19 protein-coding genes are annotated in these 17,275 nt (G+C 71.9%); 8 read left to right on the top strand and 11 right to left on the bottom strand.

All coding sequences use genetic code 11. The features are described 5' to 3' along the window. Positions 1-10 precede the first annotated feature (10 nt). Both BJY16_RS04295 and BJY16_RS04290 read left to right on the top strand, forming a co-directional pair. The gene (locus tag BJY16_RS04295) at positions 11-844 is read left to right on the top strand and encodes a nucleotidyltransferase domain-containing protein (RefSeq protein ID WP_185037819.1); all 834 of its coding nucleotides are present in this window, start codon (positions 11-13) and stop codon (positions 842-844) included. Continuing rightward, positions 841-1,587, top strand: a complete 747-nt coding sequence (locus BJY16_RS04290; protein ID WP_185037818.1) for a Type 1 glutamine amidotransferase-like domain-containing protein — start codon at positions 841-843, stop codon at positions 1,585-1,587. The genes BJY16_RS04295 and BJY16_RS04290 overlap by 4 nt, the downstream gene beginning before the upstream one ends. 127 nt (positions 1,588-1,714) lie before the next feature. On the opposite strand, the gene BJY16_RS04285 is transcribed toward BJY16_RS04290, so the two are convergent. After that, positions 1,715-1,918 carry a hypothetical protein gene (locus tag BJY16_RS04285; protein WP_185037817.1) on the bottom strand — a complete coding sequence of 68 codons (204 nt, stop codon included), beginning with the start codon at positions 1,916-1,918 and terminating at the stop codon, positions 1,715-1,717. Between the two features lie 276 nt (positions 1,919-2,194). Here BJY16_RS04285 and BJY16_RS04280 point away from each other — a divergent pair, with 276 nt between their 5' ends. Continuing rightward, a complete protein-coding gene (locus tag BJY16_RS04280; RefSeq protein ID WP_239177623.1) occupies positions 2,195-3,064 on the top strand; it encodes a hypothetical protein in 870 nt (289 codons plus the stop codon). A 9-nt stretch (positions 3,065-3,073) separates the two neighbouring features. Here the strand turns inward: BJY16_RS04280 and BJY16_RS04275 are convergent, their stop codons facing one another. Both BJY16_RS04275 and BJY16_RS04270 read right to left on the bottom strand, forming a co-directional pair. Continuing rightward, positions 3,074-3,436 (bottom strand): PH domain-containing protein, encoded by a 363-nt coding sequence (locus BJY16_RS04275; RefSeq protein WP_185037815.1) that lies wholly within the window; start codon positions 3,434-3,436, stop codon positions 3,074-3,076. Positions 3,437-3,460: 24 nt separating this feature from the next. After that, positions 3,461-3,775, bottom strand: a complete 315-nt coding sequence (locus tag BJY16_RS04270; protein WP_185037814.1) for a 4a-hydroxytetrahydrobiopterin dehydratase — start codon at positions 3,773-3,775, stop codon at positions 3,461-3,463. 182 nt (positions 3,776-3,957) lie between these two features. Here BJY16_RS04270 and BJY16_RS04265 point away from each other — a divergent pair, with 182 nt between their 5' ends. After that, a complete protein-coding gene (locus tag BJY16_RS04265; protein ID WP_185037813.1) occupies positions 3,958-4,380 on the top strand; it encodes a (deoxy)nucleoside triphosphate pyrophosphohydrolase in 423 nt (140 codons plus the stop codon). Between the two features lie 17 nt (positions 4,381-4,397). On the opposite strand, the gene BJY16_RS04260 is transcribed toward BJY16_RS04265, so the two are convergent. After that, complete coding sequence (locus BJY16_RS04260; protein WP_185037812.1) at positions 4,398-5,936, bottom strand: long-chain-fatty-acid--CoA ligase; 1,539 nt, start codon at positions 5,934-5,936, stop codon at positions 4,398-4,400. A gap of 102 nt (positions 5,937-6,038) precedes the next feature. Here BJY16_RS04260 and BJY16_RS04255 point away from each other — a divergent pair, with 102 nt between their 5' ends. The 3 genes from BJY16_RS04255 to BJY16_RS04245 are packed head-to-tail and all read left to right on the top strand — an operon-like array spanning position 6,039 to position 9,159. Continuing rightward, the gene (locus BJY16_RS04255) at positions 6,039-6,668 is read left to right on the top strand and encodes a TetR/AcrR family transcriptional regulator (RefSeq protein ID WP_185037811.1); all 630 of its coding nucleotides are present in this window, start codon (positions 6,039-6,041) and stop codon (positions 6,666-6,668) included. Further along, positions 6,665-8,074: an aldehyde dehydrogenase family protein gene (locus BJY16_RS04250; protein ID WP_185037810.1), complete on the top strand. Its 1,410-nt coding sequence runs from the start codon at positions 6,665-6,667 to the stop codon at positions 8,072-8,074. The genes BJY16_RS04255 and BJY16_RS04250 overlap by 4 nt, the downstream gene beginning before the upstream one ends. Then, positions 8,071-9,159: an alcohol dehydrogenase catalytic domain-containing protein gene (locus BJY16_RS04245; protein WP_185037809.1), complete on the top strand. Its 1,089-nt coding sequence runs from the start codon at positions 8,071-8,073 to the stop codon at positions 9,157-9,159. Before BJY16_RS04250 ends, BJY16_RS04245 begins: the two co-directional genes overlap by 4 nt. 49 nt (positions 9,160-9,208) lie before the next feature. On the opposite strand, the gene BJY16_RS04240 is transcribed toward BJY16_RS04245, so the two are convergent. Together BJY16_RS04240 and BJY16_RS04235 are read right to left on the bottom strand one after the other, a co-directional pair. Next, entirely contained in the window at positions 9,209-9,544 is a 336-nt protein-coding gene (locus BJY16_RS04240) for a helix-turn-helix domain-containing protein (protein ID WP_185046261.1), read from the bottom strand. Positions 9,545-9,546: 2 nt separating this feature from the next. After that, on the bottom strand, positions 9,547-9,912 hold the full coding sequence (locus BJY16_RS04235; RefSeq protein WP_185037808.1) for a type II toxin-antitoxin system RelE/ParE family toxin: 366 nt from the start codon (positions 9,910-9,912) through the stop codon (positions 9,547-9,549). Positions 9,913-10,033: 121 nt separating this feature from the next. Between BJY16_RS04235 and BJY16_RS04230 the strand changes: the two genes are divergently transcribed. Then, the gene (locus BJY16_RS04230) at positions 10,034-12,628 is read left to right on the top strand and encodes an ATP-binding protein (RefSeq protein ID WP_185037807.1); all 2,595 of its coding nucleotides are present in this window, start codon (positions 10,034-10,036) and stop codon (positions 12,626-12,628) included. A 331-nt stretch (positions 12,629-12,959) separates the two neighbouring features. Here the strand turns inward: BJY16_RS04230 and BJY16_RS04225 are convergent, their stop codons facing one another. From BJY16_RS04225 to BJY16_RS04205, 5 genes are read right to left on the bottom strand one after another with little or no spacing between them, the layout of a single operon-like run. Then, positions 12,960-13,538 (bottom strand): TetR/AcrR family transcriptional regulator, encoded by a 579-nt coding sequence (locus BJY16_RS04225; RefSeq protein WP_185037806.1) that lies wholly within the window; start codon positions 13,536-13,538, stop codon positions 12,960-12,962. Further along, positions 13,535-14,740: an acyl-CoA dehydrogenase family protein gene (locus BJY16_RS04220; RefSeq protein WP_185037805.1), complete on the bottom strand. Its 1,206-nt coding sequence runs from the start codon at positions 14,738-14,740 to the stop codon at positions 13,535-13,537. The genes BJY16_RS04225 and BJY16_RS04220 overlap by 4 nt, the downstream gene beginning before the upstream one ends. Further along, positions 14,740-15,720: a phosphotransferase family protein gene (locus tag BJY16_RS04215; RefSeq protein WP_185037804.1), complete on the bottom strand. Its 981-nt coding sequence runs from the start codon at positions 15,718-15,720 to the stop codon at positions 14,740-14,742. Before BJY16_RS04215 ends, BJY16_RS04220 begins: the two co-directional genes overlap by 1 nt. After that, complete coding sequence (locus BJY16_RS04210; RefSeq protein WP_185037803.1) at positions 15,717-16,496, bottom strand: SDR family oxidoreductase; 780 nt, start codon at positions 16,494-16,496, stop codon at positions 15,717-15,719. Before BJY16_RS04210 ends, BJY16_RS04215 begins: the two co-directional genes overlap by 4 nt. After that, positions 16,493-17,239, bottom strand: coding sequence for an SDR family oxidoreductase (locus tag BJY16_RS04205; RefSeq protein ID WP_185037802.1), 747 nt, complete (start codon positions 17,237-17,239; stop codon positions 16,493-16,495). Before BJY16_RS04205 ends, BJY16_RS04210 begins: the two co-directional genes overlap by 4 nt. Between the last annotated feature and the right edge of the window lie 36 nt (positions 17,240-17,275).

Below are 17,275 nucleotides of genomic sequence, written 5' to 3'. Positions count from 1 at the left end.
GGCTGGCGGCATGGCTCTCACCGATGCCGCACTGACCGAGATGGCGCAGCGCCTGGTCACCGTTCCCGGCGTGGTCGGCGTGGTGCTCGGCGGCAGCCGGGCCCGGCAGACGCATTCCCCGGAGTCGGACACCGACCTGGGGCTCTACTACCGGGCGCCGCTGGACACCGGCCGGCTCGGCGAGCTGGCCGTCGCGGTGGCCGGGGAGAAGGCCCGGGTGACCGCGGTCGGCGAGTGGGGCCCGTGGGTGGACGGCGGCGGCTGGCTGCGGATCGGCGACCACCCGGTCGACTGGATCTACCGGGACCTGGACCGGGTGCTGCGCTGCTGGGACGAGGCCGAGCAGGGCCGGTACGCGTTCCACGCGCAGGGCGGGCATCCGCTCGGCGTGCCGGATTTCGCGTACGCCGGGGAGCTCGCCCTGGGCCGGGTCCTGGCCGACCCGACCGGCGAGCTGGCCGCCCTGCGCCGCCGCGTCCAGGTGTACCCGCGCCCGCTGGCCGAGGCACTGGTCGCCGGGCTGTGGGAGGCCGACTTCCTGGTCGGCCTGGCCCGCAAGGGCGTGCCGCGGTTCGACACCAGCTACGTCGCCGGTTGCCTGTTCCGGCTGGTCGGGGTGCTGGCGCACGCGCTGCACGGGGCGGCCGGCCAGTGGCTGATCAACGAGAAGGGCGCGATGGCCGCGGCCGGGCGGCTGCCCGGTGCGCCGGCGAAGTTCCAGGAGCGGGTGGACGCCGCGTTCTCCGCGGTCAACAACGACCCGCTGCACCTGACCCTGGCCATCGACATCGCCGCTGATCTCGTGCTGGAGACCACCGAGGCGTGCGCGATGATGTTGCGATGACCGCGGACATTCCCACCATTCTCGCCACCAGTGCCGGGTTCCAGCGCGGCCGGCGGGGCCTCTTCGACATCCGGCCGGGCCGGATCCACCATTTCGCGGCGGAGCTGGCCAACGCCACGAAGGCTCCGAAGATCTGCGTGCTGACCCAGGCGACCGGCGACCCCGACACCCGGATCGGCGCGTTCTACTCGGCCTTCGCCGGGACCAGATTCACCATGTCGCACCTGCAGCTGTTCCCGATGCCGAACGTCGACGACATCCGCGCGCACCTGCTCGCCCAGGACGTGATCTGGGTGGACGGCGGCAGCGTGGCGAACCTCTGCGCCGTCTGGCGGGTGCACGGGCTGGACGAGATCCTGCACGAGGCGTGGCAGGCCGGCGTGGTGATGAGCGGCGTGTCGGCCGGCTCGATCTGCTGGCACGCCGGGGGCAGCACGGACAGCTACGGGCTGCGGCTGCGCGGCTTCACCGACGGGCTGGGCTGGCTGCCGTACAGCAACGGGGTGCACTACGACGCCGAGGAGCAGCGCCGGCCGAAGATGCACGAGCTGATCGGCGACGGCACGCTGCCGGACGGCTTCGCCACCGACGACGGCGCCGGGCTGGTGTACCGCGGCACGTCACTGGAGGAGGCGGTGGCGGACCGCGAGGGACCTTTGGGGTACGAACTCAAACGCGCCCCCGACGGCACAGTGACCGAAACCGTGCTGCCGACCCGGGTTCTCCCGGAATATCCGAACTGACCGGCGTGCCCGGCTAAACTACCCGGCGGCAGACAACTGCGGAGTCAACTGCAGAGGGGAAGCGATGACGACGACGGCGAAGCGTGGCGGCGAGGGCGGCAGCTGCCGGTAAGGGCCGGCGCGGGGGTCAGTGCAGCGCTACCGTGGCCAGTCCGACCAGGACGGCCGAGAGCAGCAACGCCATCGCGAACACCGTGTTCGCGCCGAGGAGCACCGCCAGCCGGTGTGGCTGGCCCCCTTCCTCGCCGCCCGCGGGCGCCGGGTCGAGATCGCTGCCGAGCAACTCGCGGCTCGGCCTCCGGGTCAGCGGCTTCTGCAGGTGAGCCAGCACCGGTGATCGCCTCCGGGGGGTCAGGGGCATAGATGGACGGCGGTGTTCGGACCTCCGGGTAGCATGCGGCGCGGCTCGGCGAGGCAGCAATAGTTACTCGCCGGTAACCGTTCGCGGGGCGGCCGGTGTGGCATGCCCCCTCGTCCGTACGGTTGTCGAACATCGGTCGAACAGCCACCCCAGATCGGGCAAGGTCACTCTTTAACGGGATTTGTCCTGCGGGTTCGGCTCGGCATCATGGGGAAGATGTCGGCATCGCCGTCCAGGTATCAGACAGTGTTCAGGGGCACCCTGAACGTGCTGATCGTGCTCGTCGGACTGGCCTCCGGCGTCGCCCAGCTCGCCGAGGTCCCGGCGCGGGCCGCCCAGTGGGCGCTGACCGCGGTCTTCCTCGCCTGCCTGCTCTACTTCGTGATCCGGCTCTGGCAGATCGCCTTCGTCCTGAAGATCCGCCAGCTGCGCGCCGAGCTGCTCGAGGCGACCAAGGCGCTGGCCCTGCAGCGCGCCGGGCACCAGCACTACCTGGACGCCATCCAGCGGATCAGCGACCGGGAGAAGCCGCTCTTCCAGGAGACCCTCGAGGTGATCGTGGCGGTCGGCGACGACGACGCCAGCGACCGGATCGTGGAGAAGCGGACCACCACGCCGGAGCCGCTGGTCACGCACCGGACCATGCGGCCGATCGTGCCGACCGACACGGACCGGCTGAACCGGCTGGACGCGATCGACTTCAAGGCGGTGCGGCCGGTCGGCGGGACGATCACGCCGCTGCCGCTGGAGCAGACCCGGTTGCTGCGGCTGTGGCTGATCTTCGATCCGGCGATGACCACGCCGACCGAGTGGGAGGTCGAGTACCGCCCGCGCGGGCTGTGGCGGCCGCTCCGCGAGCGCGGCTGGGACCAGCTGGTCTGGGACGACCGGCTGCCCACCGCGAGCGGCACGCCGTCGGCGTTCACCCGGTTCGTGGTGACGTTCACGTTCCCGGACAGCGACCAGCCGCCGAGCGTCAAGGAGCGGCAGGGCTACGGCGCGATCAGCGAGCCGGTCCGTGATCACCTGGGCCGCTGGGAGGTGGTCTGGAGGGACGAGAAGCCCGCCGGCCGGCGGTACGTCTGGGATCTCACCCAGGCCGTCGGCGGGCCGTGAGACCGTGGGTCAGGAGGCGTAGCCGAGGATGACCTGGTGCACGTGGTGAGCCTTCTCCGAGCCGCGGAACTCGATCTCGTAGACGTGGGTGCCGACGGTGATCGCGATCTCGCCGCTGGAGAAGAACTGGCCGGCCCAGCTCTTGTTGCTGACCACGCTCACCGCGCTCACCTTGGAGTAGGGGATGCTGGTGATGGCGAACTTCTTCCCGACGAACGACTTGTCCTGGACGATGATCCGCCGGTTGGTGAGGCCGATGAAGCCGGTGCCGGCGCCGATCGCGTCGTACACCGCGATGATCGTCTCTCCGTCGAGCAGGCCGCTCTGGATCTGCTCCAGCTGGCCCTTGTTGTCGTATGCCACGTCGCTCATGCGGCGCAGCGTAGTCCGGCGGGACTACGGACGCTCGAGCACGGTGCGGTAGAAATCCTCGATGCGGGCAGCGAGCGTGACGTCACGGTCGGTGAGCGCGTCACCGTCCCGGTCACCCAGGCAGATCTGCGTGTGCCCGTCGATGCGCCGGATGCTCGGCCGGATCGACAGCGTGTCCGCGGCCACCTGGATCCGCTCGGTCAAGGCGGCGTGCTGACTGTCGTCGCACGCGAGATCGCGCCGCAGCTGGACACCGTCCCGAGTCCAGCCGCCCAGTAGAGCGAGGGCGTCGCTCAGATAGTCGGAGCCGTTGTTGTTCCGGCGTTTCCTAGCCCGCATGGCCGCACCCCCCAAAGCGTTGTTGCCGGCTTGTGGCCGAACTGTCGCCGTGTCGTCATGGTCGGTACGCACAGTCTCGTCCGTTGGGACAGTGATGTCCACGCCCACATATCCGTGTTTGGGGGACGATCGGGGCGGCTCGGGCAACCTGATCGGTGAAGTTTTGTGCGATCTTGGATCTCATGCCGTCGGAACAGTACGTCAAGTCGCCGCCATCACCCAGGGTGATTGTCGCCGCGGTGATCATCGAGCGCGGGCGGGTGCTCGCCTGCCAGCGCAGCTCCCCGCCCGAGGCGGCCGGCAAATGGGAGTTCCCCGGCGGGAAGGTCGAGCGCGGCGAGACCGAGCGGCAGGCCCTGGCCCGGGAGTGCGTCGAGGAGCTGGGCATCACCGTCGAGGTCGGCGACCGGGTCGGCCCGGACGTCCCGCTGGCCCACGGCCGGGCCGTGCTCCGGGTCTACGCCGTCGAGGTGCTCGGCGGCGGCGTCCCGGAGGCGCTGGAGCATTCCGCCCTGCGCTGGCTGACCGTGGACCAGTTGGACAGTGTCCCGTGGTTGCCCGCCGACGTGCCGATCGTCGCGGAGCTGCCTCGGTTGCTGACCTGAGTGAAGAGCTGCCGAGGCTACTTGCCCGAGTACTGGGCGCGCAGCTCCCGCTTGAGCACCTTCATGCTGGGCCCGAGCGGGAGCGACTCGGCGAACCGGACCTGCCGCGGGTACTTGTGCTTGCCCAGCCGCTCCCGCGACCAGTCGATCAGCTCCTCCTCGGTCAAGCCCTTGTCCTCCAGCACCACCACGGCGCAGATCTCCTCGCCGTGCGTCTCGTCCGCCACCCCGATCACCGCCACCTGCTGGATCGCCGGGTGGCGGGCGATCACCTCCTCGACCTCCCGCGGGTAGACGTTGAAGCCGCCCCGGATGATCAGGTCCTTGGTCCGGTCGACGATGCTGATGAACCCCTGCTCGTCCTTGACGCCGAGGTCGCCGGTGCGGAACCAGCCGTCGACGATGGCCTCCGCGGTCGCCTCCGGCCGGTTCAGGTAACCGGCGAAGACGTTGTGCCCGCGGATCACGATCTCGCCCAGCTCGCCGGTCGGCAGGAACTCGATCCGCTCCGGGATCTCCGGCCGGGCGATCTCCACCTCGACGCCCCAGATCGGGTGGCCCACGGTGCCCGGCTTGGCGCCGTACGCCGGCTGGTTGGTGGTCGCCGTCGGCGACGTCTCGGACAGCCCGTAACCCTCCCAGATCTGCGACCCGAAGATGGCGGCGAACCGCTCCAGCACCGCGACCGGCAGTGACGCGCCACCGGACACGCACAGCTTGAGCTGCGGCAGCTTCTCCGCCTTGGCCGCGGCCTCGAGCAGCCCGATGTACATGGTCGGCACGCCGTGGAAGATCGTCACGTTCTCCCGCAGGATCAGGTCGATCGCCGCCTCGCCGGAGAACCGGGGCAGCAGCACCAGCGTGCCGCCCAGCCGGAAGGTGGCGTTCATCCCGACCGTCTGGCCGAACGTGTGGAACAGCGGCAGGCAGCCGAGCACCACGTCGTCGCCGGTGATCGGGTGCACGTCGAAGACGTTGACCGCCGCGTTCATCACCAGGTTGAGGTGGGTGAGCAGGGCGCCTTTCGGCTTGCCGGTGGTGCCGCTGGTGTAGAGGATCACCGCGACGTCCTCGGCCTCCCGGGTCACGTAGGTGTGCAGCGCCGGCACCGACGCGGACACCTCCTCCAGCCGCCGCGGCGGGGCGGGCAGCTCGGCCGGCAGCGGGCCGACGTTGGCCAGCGGGGTGCCGGAGATCTGCGCCGCCGCCGCGCCCACCTGCAGGAACGCCGAGTGCGTGACCAGCAGGTCGGCCTGGCTGTCGGCCAGCACGTAGGCCACCTCGTCGGCGGTCAGCAGCAGCGAGACCGGCACCACCCGGGCGCCCACGGCCAGCGCCGCGTAGTAGACCCGGGGGAAGTCGGCGACGTTCGGGATCATCACGGCGATCGTGTCGCCCGGGCCGATGCCCAGCTCGCGCAGCCCGGCGGCGTACTCCCGGGTCTGCTGCCACAGCTCGTGGTAGGTGATCCGGGCGCCCGCGTCGATCACCGCTACTTTGTCCGGGTATCGGCGCGCGCTCTCCGCCAGAACGGTGGCCAGGGACAAAGTCGTCATACGGATCGCCTCCGAGTGATGTACGTCGCAGCTTGCGCATAAACTAGCGGCGTAAGTTTTTGCGCGTCCAGTGCTGATTCCGAATTTCCAGGGAGTTGCCATATGGCCCGGCCCCGGCAGGCGCTGCTGACCCGGGAGCGCATCGTCGAGGCCGCGTCCGCCCTGATCGACGCCGAGGGCCTGGACGCGCTCTCGATGCGGCGGCTCGCCACCGAGCTCGGCGTGCAGGGCCCGTCGCTCTACAACCACTTCGCCACCAAGGCGGAGATCGTCGACGCGGTCGCCGAGGCGGTGGTGGCCCAGGTGGACATCGGGGTGTTCGCCGACTGCGACTGGCGCGAGGGGCTGCGGCTCTGGGCGAAGTCGTACCACGCGGTGCTCGCCGCCCACCCGAACATCGTCCCGGTGCTGGCCACCGGGCCGGGCCGGCGGCCGCACGGGCTGGCGATGGCCGAGGCGGTCTACGGCGCGCTGATCGACGCCGGCTGGTCCCGGTCCCGGGCCACCCACATCGGCGCGCTGATGCGCTACCTGATCACCGGGTCGGCGCTCGGCTCGTTCGCGCTCGGCTTCGCCGACGACCCGGGCCTCTACGACACCTATCCGCACCTGCACCGCGCCCACGAGCTGGCGGCCCACCGCGCCGCGGTCGACGAGGGCGCCTTCGAACTCGGGCTGGACGTGCTCATCGCCGGCCTGTCCGATCACTACGACCAAGGGGTACGCCGATGACGTCGGAATTCCGCGAACAGCTCTACATCGGTGGCGCGTGGGTGCCGCCCGACTCCGGCGACCGGATCGAGGTGGAGAACCCGTACACCGAGCAGGTGCTCGGCCACGTGCCGGCCGGCACCGCCGAGGACGTGAACCTCGCGGTCTCCGCCGCCCGGCAGGCTTTCGACGGCTGGGCCGGGCTGCCGCTCGCCGAGCGCGGCGCCGCCCTGAGCCGCCTGCACGAGGCGCTCGCCGCCCGGGCCGCCGACATCGCCCGGACCGTCGGGCAGGAGCTGGGCACCCCGCTCAAGATCGCCCAGGCGGTCCAGGCCGGCCTGCCGCTCGCCGTGCTGAAGGGGTACGCCGAGCTGGCCGCCCAGCCGGTGACCGAGGAGACGATCGGCAACTCGCTGATCGTCCGGGAGGCGGCCGGCGTGGTCGGCGCGATCACCCCGTGGAACTACCCGCTGCACCAGGTGGTGGCGAAGGTCGGGGCGGCGCTCGCGGCCGGCTGCACGGTGGTGCTCAAGCCGAGCGAGCTCACCCCGCTGGTGGCGTTCCTGCTCTTCGACGCGGCGCACGAGGCCGGCCTGCCGCCCGGCGTGCTGAACCTGGTCACCGGCACCGGGCCGGTGGTCGGCGCGGCGCTGGCCGGGCACCCGGACGTCGATCTGATCTCGTTCACCGGCTCCACCGCGACCGGCCGGGCGATCACCCACGCCGCCGCCGACCGGATCGCCAAGGTCTCCCTGGAGCTGGGCGGCAAGTCGGCGAACCTGATCCTGGAGGACGCCGACCTGGTCAAGGCGGTCAAGGTCGGGGTCGGCAACGCGTTCCTCAACTCCGGCCAGACCTGCACCGCCTGGACCCGGATGCTGGTCCACCGCAGCCACTACGACGAGGCGGTGGAGCTGGCCGCCAAGACCGCGGCCGGGTACACCGTGGGCGACCCGTTCGACCCGGCCACCCGGCTCGGCCCGCTGGTCTCGGCCGGGCAGCGGGAGCGGGTCCGCGGCTTCATCGAGCGGGCCCAGGCCCGGCTGGTGGCCGGCGGGCTGGACGCGCCGGTGCCGGCCACCGGCCACTTCGTGGCGCCGACCGTCTTCGCCGACGTCGACCCGGACAGCGAGCTGGCCCAGGAGGAGGTCTTCGGCCCGGTGCTGTCGATCATCCCGTTCGACTCCGACGACGAGGCCGTGGCGATCGCCAACAACTCGAAGTACGGCCTGGCCGGCGCGGTGTGGGGCAGCGACGAGCGGGCCCTCGCGGTGGCCCGGCGGCTGCGTACCGGCGCGGTCGACGTGAACGGCGGCGCGTTCAACCCGTTCGCCCCGTTCGGCGGGTACAAGCAGTCCGGCATCGGCCGGGAGCTGGGAAGATACGGCCTGGAGGAGTTCCAGCAGGTGAAGGCGATCCAGCGATGAGCCACTACATCCCCGGGCTGGTGGTCCGGACGGCCGGCGTCCCGGCCGCCGTCGAGGAGCTGCGGCTGCCCGAGGTCGGCCCGGGCCAGGTGCGGGTCCGGGTCCGGGCGGCCGGCGTCTGCCACTCCGACCTTTCGATGATCAACGGGACGTTGCGGCCGCCGCACCCGCTGGTCCTCGGGCACGAGGCGGCCGGCGAGGTGGTCGAGGTCGGCGAGCACGTCACCCGGGCCGCGGTCGGCGACCACGTGGTGCTGAACTGGCAGCCGCCGTGCCGCAGCTGCTGGTTCTGCGAGCACGGGCAGCCCTGGTTGTGCGCCACCTCGTCCGGGGTGGCCGCGCTGGAGAACGGGATGACCCTGGACGGGGCGCCGGTGCACGTGTGCCTCGGGCTGGGCGCGTTCGCCGAGCAGGTGGTGGCCCCGGAGAACGCGGTCATCGGCGTACCGAAGGAACTCGATTTCGAACTGGCGGCGCTGCTCGGGTGCTCGGTGCTGACCGGGTCGGGCGCGGTGCGCAACACCGCGCGGGTGCAGCCGGGCGAGTCGGTGCTGGTGATCGGCCTCGGCGGGGTCGGGCTGTCGGTGGTGGCGGCGGCCCGGGCGGCCGGTGCCGGGCAGGTGATCGCGGTCGACGTCACCGAGGCGAAGAAGGGGCTGGCCGAGGCGGCCGGCGCGACCGACTTCGTGGTCTCCTCGGACGCGCTCTCCAAGGACGTGCGGGTGCGCACCGAGGGGCGCGGCGCCGACCACGCCATCGAGTGCGTCGGCCGGCCCTCGACGATCCGGGCCGCGTGGCGGGCCACCCGGCGCGGCGGCCAGGTCACCGTGGTCGGGATGGGCGCGGCCGACGACATGGTGCAGCTCGGCGCGCTGGACATCTTCTCCTCGGCGCGGACCCTGCGCGCCTCGGTCTACGGCCAGGCCGACCCGGACGTCGAGGTGCCGGCGCTGGCCCGCGACGTCCTGGACGGCAAGCTGTCGCTGGACCACCTGATCACCGACCGGATCACCCTGGCCGACGTCCCGGCCGCCTTCGACCGCATGGCCCGCGGCGAGGGCGCGCGCTCCGTCGTCCGCCTCTGACCAGGACTTTTTCGGTACGGCAGGTGCTCCCTGCCGTACCGAGAACGGGTCAGGCGGCCTGCGGGTCGGTGCCGCGCAGGATGTACAGGTCGTCGCCGAAAACGGCGGAGATCTGGAGATAGCCGCCGAGCGCGTGGACGTAGCGGGCGATCGCGTCGACGGTGGAGACCTCGCCGCGTTCGATCTGGGAGACGCGGCCCTTGGTCACGCCCATCCGCTCGGCGACCTCGACCTGGGTCAGCCCGATCGCCTTCCGTCGTTCCGCCAGTCGGTATCCGTTGACATACGCCTGGCTCTGCCGGCGAGCTTCAGCGATGGCCTCCTCGCCGCCGGCCTTCTCCACGAATTCGGCTCGGATGTCGCTCCACTTGTGGTATCCGGGCACGGTCACGCCTCCTCGTTCTGGCGGTCCTTCAGGTACCGCGCGTACAACTGCTCGGCCGCCGGAATCGCCGTGCGATACCACCCGGACCAGTTACCGGACTTGTCTCCGCCGATGAGCAGGATCGCTGACCGCCAGGGGTCGAAGACGAACAGGGCACGAATCTCGCTTCGTCCCGATGAACCGGGTCGTAGCTCCTTCATGTTGTGTACCTGTGAACCCTCGATGTGGTCCACGAGTGGCCGTCCCAACCCCGGGCCCACCTCGGCGAGCTGATCAATGGCTTGCACGAGATGTCGCAGAGAAACCTCATCGAGTGTGTCTGCCCAGGCGTAGAACTCGTCCGTCGCGAAGATCTCCCATCCTGTCACGGGCCTGAAGTTTAGGAAATTCTACACCTGACTAGCCGGGCCGGAGGTGCGAAGCCGATCGGCATGCTCGGATGTCGGATAGGTGATGGAGGGGGTGGGGGACCGGTGACATGGTGCGGCGATGGGGGAGATCTCGGCCGGATCCCGGCTGCTGGAGCGGTCCGGGCAGCTCGGCGCGCTGCATCAGGCCCACGAGACGGTGCGCGGCGGGCGGGGCGGGGTGCTCGTGCTGCTCGGCGGCGAGGCCGGCGGGGGCAAGACCGCTCTGGTCCGGCGGTTCCGGGCGGAGTGCCGGCCGGCCCGCCCGGTGCTCTGGGGCGGCTGTGATCCGCTGTGGACGCCGCGGCCGCTCGGTCCGTTCCTGGAGATGGCGCAGGACGGCGGGCCGATCGGGGAGCTGATCGGGCAGGGCGCGAAACCCTACGAGCTGGCCGGCGCCGTCATCCGGGACGTGCGGGAGCGGCCCGGCCTGGTCCTGGTCGTGGAGGACCTGCACTGGGCCGACGAGGCCACCCTGGACGTGCTCAGCCTGCTCGGCCGGCGGATCGCCGAGCTGCCGGCGCTGATCATCGCGACCTACCGCAGCGACGAGGTGACCGACCGGCGGCATCCGGTGCGCCGGCTCTTCGGCGAGCTGCAGGGCGACCGGATCGTCCGGATGGGTGTCGAGCCGCTGTCCCCGGCAGCGGTCGGCGAGCTGGCCGCGTCGCACGGGCGGGACGGCCGGGCGCTGCACCGGGCGACCTGCGGCAACCCGTTCTTCGTCACCGAGGTGCTGGCCCGCGACGACGGCGACGTCCCGCTGACCGTGCGGGACGCGGTGCTGGCCCGGGCCGCCCGGCTCAGCCCGGAGGCGACCGCGGTGCTGGACGCGGTCTCGGTCATCCCGCCGCACGCCGAGCTGCGCATGCTGACCGGGATGGCCGGGCTGGACGAGGCGCTGCGGGCCGGGATGCTGGAGAGCGTGCCGGGCGGGGTGGCGTTCCGGCACGAGCTGGCCCGGATCACCGTCGAGGAGTCGCTCGCCCCGCACCGGCGGCTGGAGCTGCACCGCGGCGTGCTGCGGGCGCTGCTGGCCGATCCGGACCGGGCCGACCCGAGCCGGGTCGCGCACCACGCCGAGGCGGCCGGCGACACCGGGGTGGTGCTCCGCTGGGCACCGCGCGCCGCCGAGCAGGCCGCCGACTCGGGCGCGCACCGGGAGGCCGCCGCGCAATACGCCCGGGCCCTGCGCTTCGCCGCCGGCCTGGCCCCAGCCGAACGCGCCGACCTGCTGGAACGCCGCTCCTACGAGTGTTACCTGACCGAGCAGACCGAGGAGTCGATCGAAGACTTGCAAGAGGCGATCCGGTACCGCCGGCAGATCGGCGACCGGCTCGGCGAGGGCACCGCGCTGTCCATCCTGTCCCGGCGGCAGTGGTGCGGCGGCTACATCGAGGCGGCGGCCGCGGCCGGGCGGGAGGCGCTGCGGCTCCTGGACGCCATGCCGTCCGGCCCGGAGTACGCGATGGCCTGCACCAACCAGGCGTCGATCGCGCTCAACATCGAGGAGTACCCGGACGCCATGGAGCTGGGCGCCCGCGCGTTGCGGCTGGGCGAGCAGCACGGCGTCACCGAGGTGGTCGTGCACAGCCTGAACAACCTGGGCACCATGCAGCTGATCGCCGGCGAGCCGGAGGGGATCGGCAAGCTGGAGCGCAGCCTGGCGCTGGCCGAGCAGGCCGGGCTGGAGGAGCACATCGGGCGGGCGTACATCCACGCCGGCTGGTCGATGACCCGGGTCCGGTCCTACCATCTGGCGTCCTGGCTGGACCGGGGCGTGACCGCCTGCGCCGACCTGGGGCTGGAGGCGTGGAAGCACTACGTGCTCGCCTACCGGGCCCGCTACCACCTGGACATGGGCCGCTGGGAGCCGGCGCTGACCGACGCCGAGGAGGTGCTGCGCGACGCCAAGCCGGTGCCGCTGCTGCGGATCATGGCGCTCGCGGTGATCGGGCTGATCCAGGCCCGGGGCGGCGACGCCGATCCGTGGCCGGTCCTGGACGAGGCCCGCGACCTGGCCGCCGGCAAGGGCGAGCTGCAGTACCTCGCCCCGGTGGCGACCGCCCGGGCGGAGGCGGCCTGGCTGGCCGGCGCCCCGGTCGAGCCGGAGATCGCCGAGGCCTGGGCGCTGGCGACCCGGCGGCAGGCCCGGTGGGTGCTCGGCGAGCTGGCCTGGCTGCGCCGGCTGGCCGGGCAGCCGGACGTCACCCTGCCCGGGATCCGGCTGCTGGAGCCCTATGCCCTGCAGCTGGCCGGGGACGTGGAGGGCGCCGCGGAGCGCTGGCGGAAACGGGACTGCTCCTACGACGCGGCACTGGCCCTGGCCGGCGCCGCCGGGGAGACCGGGTTGCGGGCCGCGCTCGCCGAGTTCCAGCGGCTGGGGACCCGGCCGGCCGCCGCGATCGTCACCCGCCGGCTGCGCTCCCGCGGCGTCCGCGACATCCCGCGCGGCCCGCAGCGCTGGACCCGGGACCATCCGGCCGAGCTGACCCGGCGCGAGGTCGAGGTGCTCGGCCTGATCCGGCAGGGGATGTCCAATGTGGAGATCGCCGACCGGCTCTTCCTCTCCACCAAGACCGTGCACCACCACGTCTCGGCGATCCTGCGCAAGCTCGGGGTGTCCCGCCGGGGTCAGGCCGCGGCGGAGGCGGACCGTCGGGGCTTGACCCCCTAAGACCACTTTCCGGTACGACTTCCCGCACCGGGCAGTCGGCTCGCGATGCCCGGCCCCCGCGCGACCGCTGCGCGGGTCGTGCGGGTGCGCCGGCCCATGCGGTCACGGCGCTTACCCCGTACCGCAAAAGAATTAGGCCTCGAGCCGCCGCTTCCTGGGCCTTCGCGCCGATTTCCGGGATCGCCCGGGTTCCTGGCGTCGAGGGCATGAGCATTCCGTGGCAGCTGCACCAGGAGATGATCCGTCTTCGCGAGGCCGAGCTGGCCCGCTCGATGCTGGGGAAGGAGTCCCGCCGCCGCCCACGGTGGACATGGGCGACGGCGTTGCTGGATCAGGTGGTGAGCAGGGCCCGGACGCCCCGGGCCAGGGCGGCCTCGGCGGCCTCCACCGGCAGCTCCATCGCCTCCCGCAAGGTCGACCAGGCCGGCCAGAGGCTGATCGTGGTCAGCGCGTTGAGCAGCTCCTCGTCCGACCCGATCTCCTCGGGGAACGTGCTGGTCAGCTCGTCGCGCACCCGCGAGACGTGGAGCCGTCGGTAGTGCTGCAGGCCGCTGGAGAACGGCTCCTTCAGCGCCGAGGCGCGCGCGGTGGGCCCGATCTCCTCCAGCATCCGGGCCCGCTGCCGGCAGAACGCGTCGATCCGCTCGGGCAGTGGCAGCTCCGGCGAGATCTGCCGGTACGACTCGTCCCGCTCCTCCAGGACCCGCTGCCCGCTGGCCGCCATCAGCGACTCCATGTCGGCGAAGTGGCTCCACAGTGCACGCAGCGAGACCCCGGCCAGCTTGGCGATCCGGTCGGCGGTGGGACGCAGGTCGCCGTCCCGGATCAGCCGGAGGTGGGCGTCGACGATCGCGTTACGGGTCCGCTCGGACCGCGCGGTGCGACCGTCGACACGTTGCGGTGAGGTCACGGACGACTCCGGTAGCGGTTCAGCTCCCGCCGGGCCAGCGAGCGCTTGTGCACCTCGTCGGGGCCGTCGGCGAGACGCAGCGTGCGGGCCCCCGCCCAGAGCTGGGCGAGTGGCGTGTCCTGGCTGGTGCCGAGCGCGCCGTGGGCCTGGATCGCCTTGTCCAGGATCCACTCGACGGTCTGCGGCACCACGATCTTGATGGCCTGGATCTCGGTGTGCGCGCCCTTGTTGCCGACCGTGTCCATCAGCCAGGCGGCCTTGAGCACCAGCAGCCGGGCCTGCTCGATCCGGACCCGGGACTCGGCGATCCAGTCCTGGATCACGCCCTGCTCGGCGAGCGGCTTGCCGAACGGGGTGCGCTCCAGCGCCCGCCGGCACATCAGCTCCAGGCCGCGCTCGGCCATCCCGATCAGCCGCATGCAGTGGTGGATCCGGCCGGGGCCGAGCCGGGCCTGGGAGATCGCGAAGCCGCCGCCCTCGACGCCGATCAGGTTGCTCGCCGGCACCCGGACGTTCTCGAAGATCAGCTCGGCGTGGCCGCCGTGGTCGCCGTCGGTGTACCCGAAGACGGTCATGCCGCGCTTGACCGTGAGGCCCGGGGTGTCCCGTGGCACCAGGATCTGGCTCTGCTGCACGTGCCGGTCGGCGTCCGGGTCGGTCTTGCCCATCACGATGAAGATCTTGCAGTTCGGGTTCATCGCGCCGGTGATGTAGAACTTCCGGCCGTTGATGACGTACTCGTCGCCGTCCCGCTCGATCCGGGTGCCGATGTTGGTGGCGTCCGACGAGGCCACCTGCGGCTCGGTCATCGCGAACGCCGACCGGATCTCGCCGGCCAGCAGCGGCTTGAGCCAGCGTTCCTGCTGCTCCGGCGTGCCGAACTCGGCCAGCACCTCGATGTTCCCGGTGTCCGGCGCGTTGCAGTTGAACGCGGCCGGCGCGATCGCCGGGCTGCGTCCCATGATCTCGGCCAGCGGCGCGTACTGCAGGTTGGTCAGCCCGGCGCCGTGCTCGCCCGGCAGGAAGAGGTTCCACAGGCCGGCCGCCTTCGCCGCGGTCTGCAGGGTGGCCAGGACGGCGGGCGGCTCCCAGCCGTCCCCGGCGGCGTGGAAGTCCTTTTCGGCGGGGTAGACGTGTTCGTCCATGAAGGCGAGCAGCCGCTTGCGGTAGTCCTCGGTGGTCGCGTCGAACTCGAAGTCCATCAGTGTCCTTCCAGCGCTCGGTGGCCCTGCGCGATCAACTCGGGCACCATCGCGCCCACGGTGTCGAAGCCGGCCCCGACGGTCTGGCCCTTGGTGTAGCGGTAGTGCACGCCCTCCAGGATGACGGCGAGCTTGAAGGCGGCGAACCCGACGTACCAGTGCAGGTCGCTGACGTCGCGGCCGCTGCGGTCGGCGTACCGGGCGGCCATCTCGTCCAGCGACGGGTGGCCGGGCAGGTCGATCGGGGCGACCGGCTTGCCGTCCTTGAACAGCAGCGGGCGGCCCGCGTAGACCAGCATCAGGGCCAGGTCGCTGAGCGGGTCGCCGAGCGTCGACATCTCCCAGTCGAGGACGGCCGTCACCTCCGAGGAGGAGCCGATCAGCACGTTGTCCAGGCGGAAGTCGCCGTGCACCACCGCGCCGGGCCCGCCGGCCGGGATGTCCGCGGCCAGCCGGGCGTGCAGTTCCTCGATGCCGGACAGCTCCCGGCTGCGGGACGCGTCGAGCTGCTTCTTCCAGCGGCGGACCTGGCGCTCGTTGAAGCCCTCCGCCTTGCCGAAGTCGCCCAGCCCGATCTTCTCCGGGTCCAGGGCGTGCAGGTCGGCGAGGGTGTCGACCAGCGTCATCGTCAGGCTGTGCAGGTCGATCCGTTCGAGGTCGGCGGCCTCCCGGTAGATCTTCCCGTCGACGTGTTCCATCAGGTAGAACGGCGCGCCGATGACGTCGCTGTCGGTGCACAGCAGCACCGGCCGGGGGACCGGGAAGCCGGCCTGGGAGAGCGCGGCGAGCACCTTGTGCTCGCGGGCCATGTCGTGCGCGGTGGGCAGCACGTGCCCGAGCGGCGGGCGGCGCAGCACCCACCGGTTCGTCCCGTCGGTGACCGCGTAGGTCAGGTTCGACCGCCCGCCCGCGAACATCGTCCCGGTCAGCGGCGGACTGTCCAGGTACGCCTGGAGCTTCTCCAGGTCGAGGCCCTTCACGACGCGGTCCGCTGCTCGAAGCCACGCTGCATCTTGTTCATGCCGCCTAGCCAACGGTCCGGATCGGTCGCGCGCAAGCGGAAGTAGTCGGCGACTTCCGGGTGCGGGAGGATCAGGAACCCGGTGCCGTCCAGCGACCCGGCGACCAGGTCGGCCACCGCGGCCGGCTCCAGCGCGCCCTCGGCGAGCAGCGCCGCGCTGCCGCTGCCCCGGGCGTTGCCGCCGGTCAGCATGTCGGTGCGGACGCCCTGCGGGCAGAGCGCCTGGACGATCAGCCCGCGGTGGGCGTAGGTGGCGCGCAGCCACTCCGCGTACGCCAGCGCCGCGTGCTTGGTCACCGAGTAGGTGGCGCTGCCCAGCAGCGTCAGCAGTCCCGCCGCGCTGACCGTGATCAGCAGCCGCTTCGGCTGCCCCGAGTCCAGCCATCGCGGCAGCAGGGCGCGGGTCACGTAGACGTGGGACATCACGTTCACCCCGAAATCGCGGTCCCATTGCTGGTCCGGGGTGTTCTCGTCGCCGGCGCTGAGAACGCCGGCGTTGGAGCAGAAGAGGTCGATGTCGCCGGCCGTCTCGACCAGCCGGCGGACGTCCTCCTCGACCGCCACGTCGGCGGCCACGGCGACCCCGCCGATCTCCGCGGCGACCGAGGCGGCCGCGTCCGCGTCGATGTCGCTGACCACGACGTGCGCGCCGTCCGCGGCGAACCGCCGGGCCAGCGCGGCGCCGATCCCGCCGCCGGCCCCGGTGACGACGACTCGCTGGGGGTACGAAGTCACTCGACCACCCCGGTCAGCGTGACGCCACCGTCCAGCACGATGGTCTGCCCGGTGATCCAGGACGCGTCCGGCGAGCAGAGGAACGCCACCGTGCCGGCCACGTCCTCCGGCGCGCCCAGCCGCTTCAACGGGTACGTCGCGGTCACCTGCTCCTCCCGCCCCTCGAAGAGCGCCGCCGCGAAGCGGGTCTTGACCACCGCCGGGGCCACCGCGTTCACCCGGATCTTCGGGGCCAGCTCGACCGCCAGCTCCTCGGTGAGGTGGATCAGCGCGGCCTTGGTGGTGCCGTAGAACGCGATCCCGGGCGCCGGGCGGACCCCGGAGACCGACGAGATGTTGACGATCGAGCCGCCGGTCTCGGCCAGCCCGCCGCGCAGCGCCTCCTGCACCCAGCCGAGCGTGCCGATCAGGTTCACCTCGGCCATCTTGCGCGCCGCGTTCAGGTCGAGCTGGGCCAGCGGCCCGTACGCCGGGTTGATCCCGATGTTGTTGATCAGCGTGGTGACCGGCCCGAACTTCGCGGTCACCGCGTCCACCACGACCGCCCGGTGGTCCGCGTCGTCGCCCTTGCCGGCCACCCCGATGGCCACCTCGGGACCGCCCAGCTCCTTCACCGCGGCCTCGAGCGCGTCCGCGTCCCGCCCGGTGATCGCGACCTTCGCGCCCTGGGCGACGAAGCGTTGCGCGATGGCGAATCCGATTCCGCGACTGGCTCCCGTCACGATTGCCACCTGATCCGCCATCGCACTACCTCCTAGAAATTTATGCACTCAGGGTGC

The sequence above is a fragment of the Actinoplanes octamycinicus genome (assembly GCF_014205225.1).
In the GTDB taxonomy this organism is placed as follows: domain Bacteria; phylum Actinomycetota; class Actinomycetes; order Mycobacteriales; family Micromonosporaceae; genus Actinoplanes; species Actinoplanes octamycinicus.
This window is presented reverse-complemented; position numbering and strand designations above follow the sequence as displayed.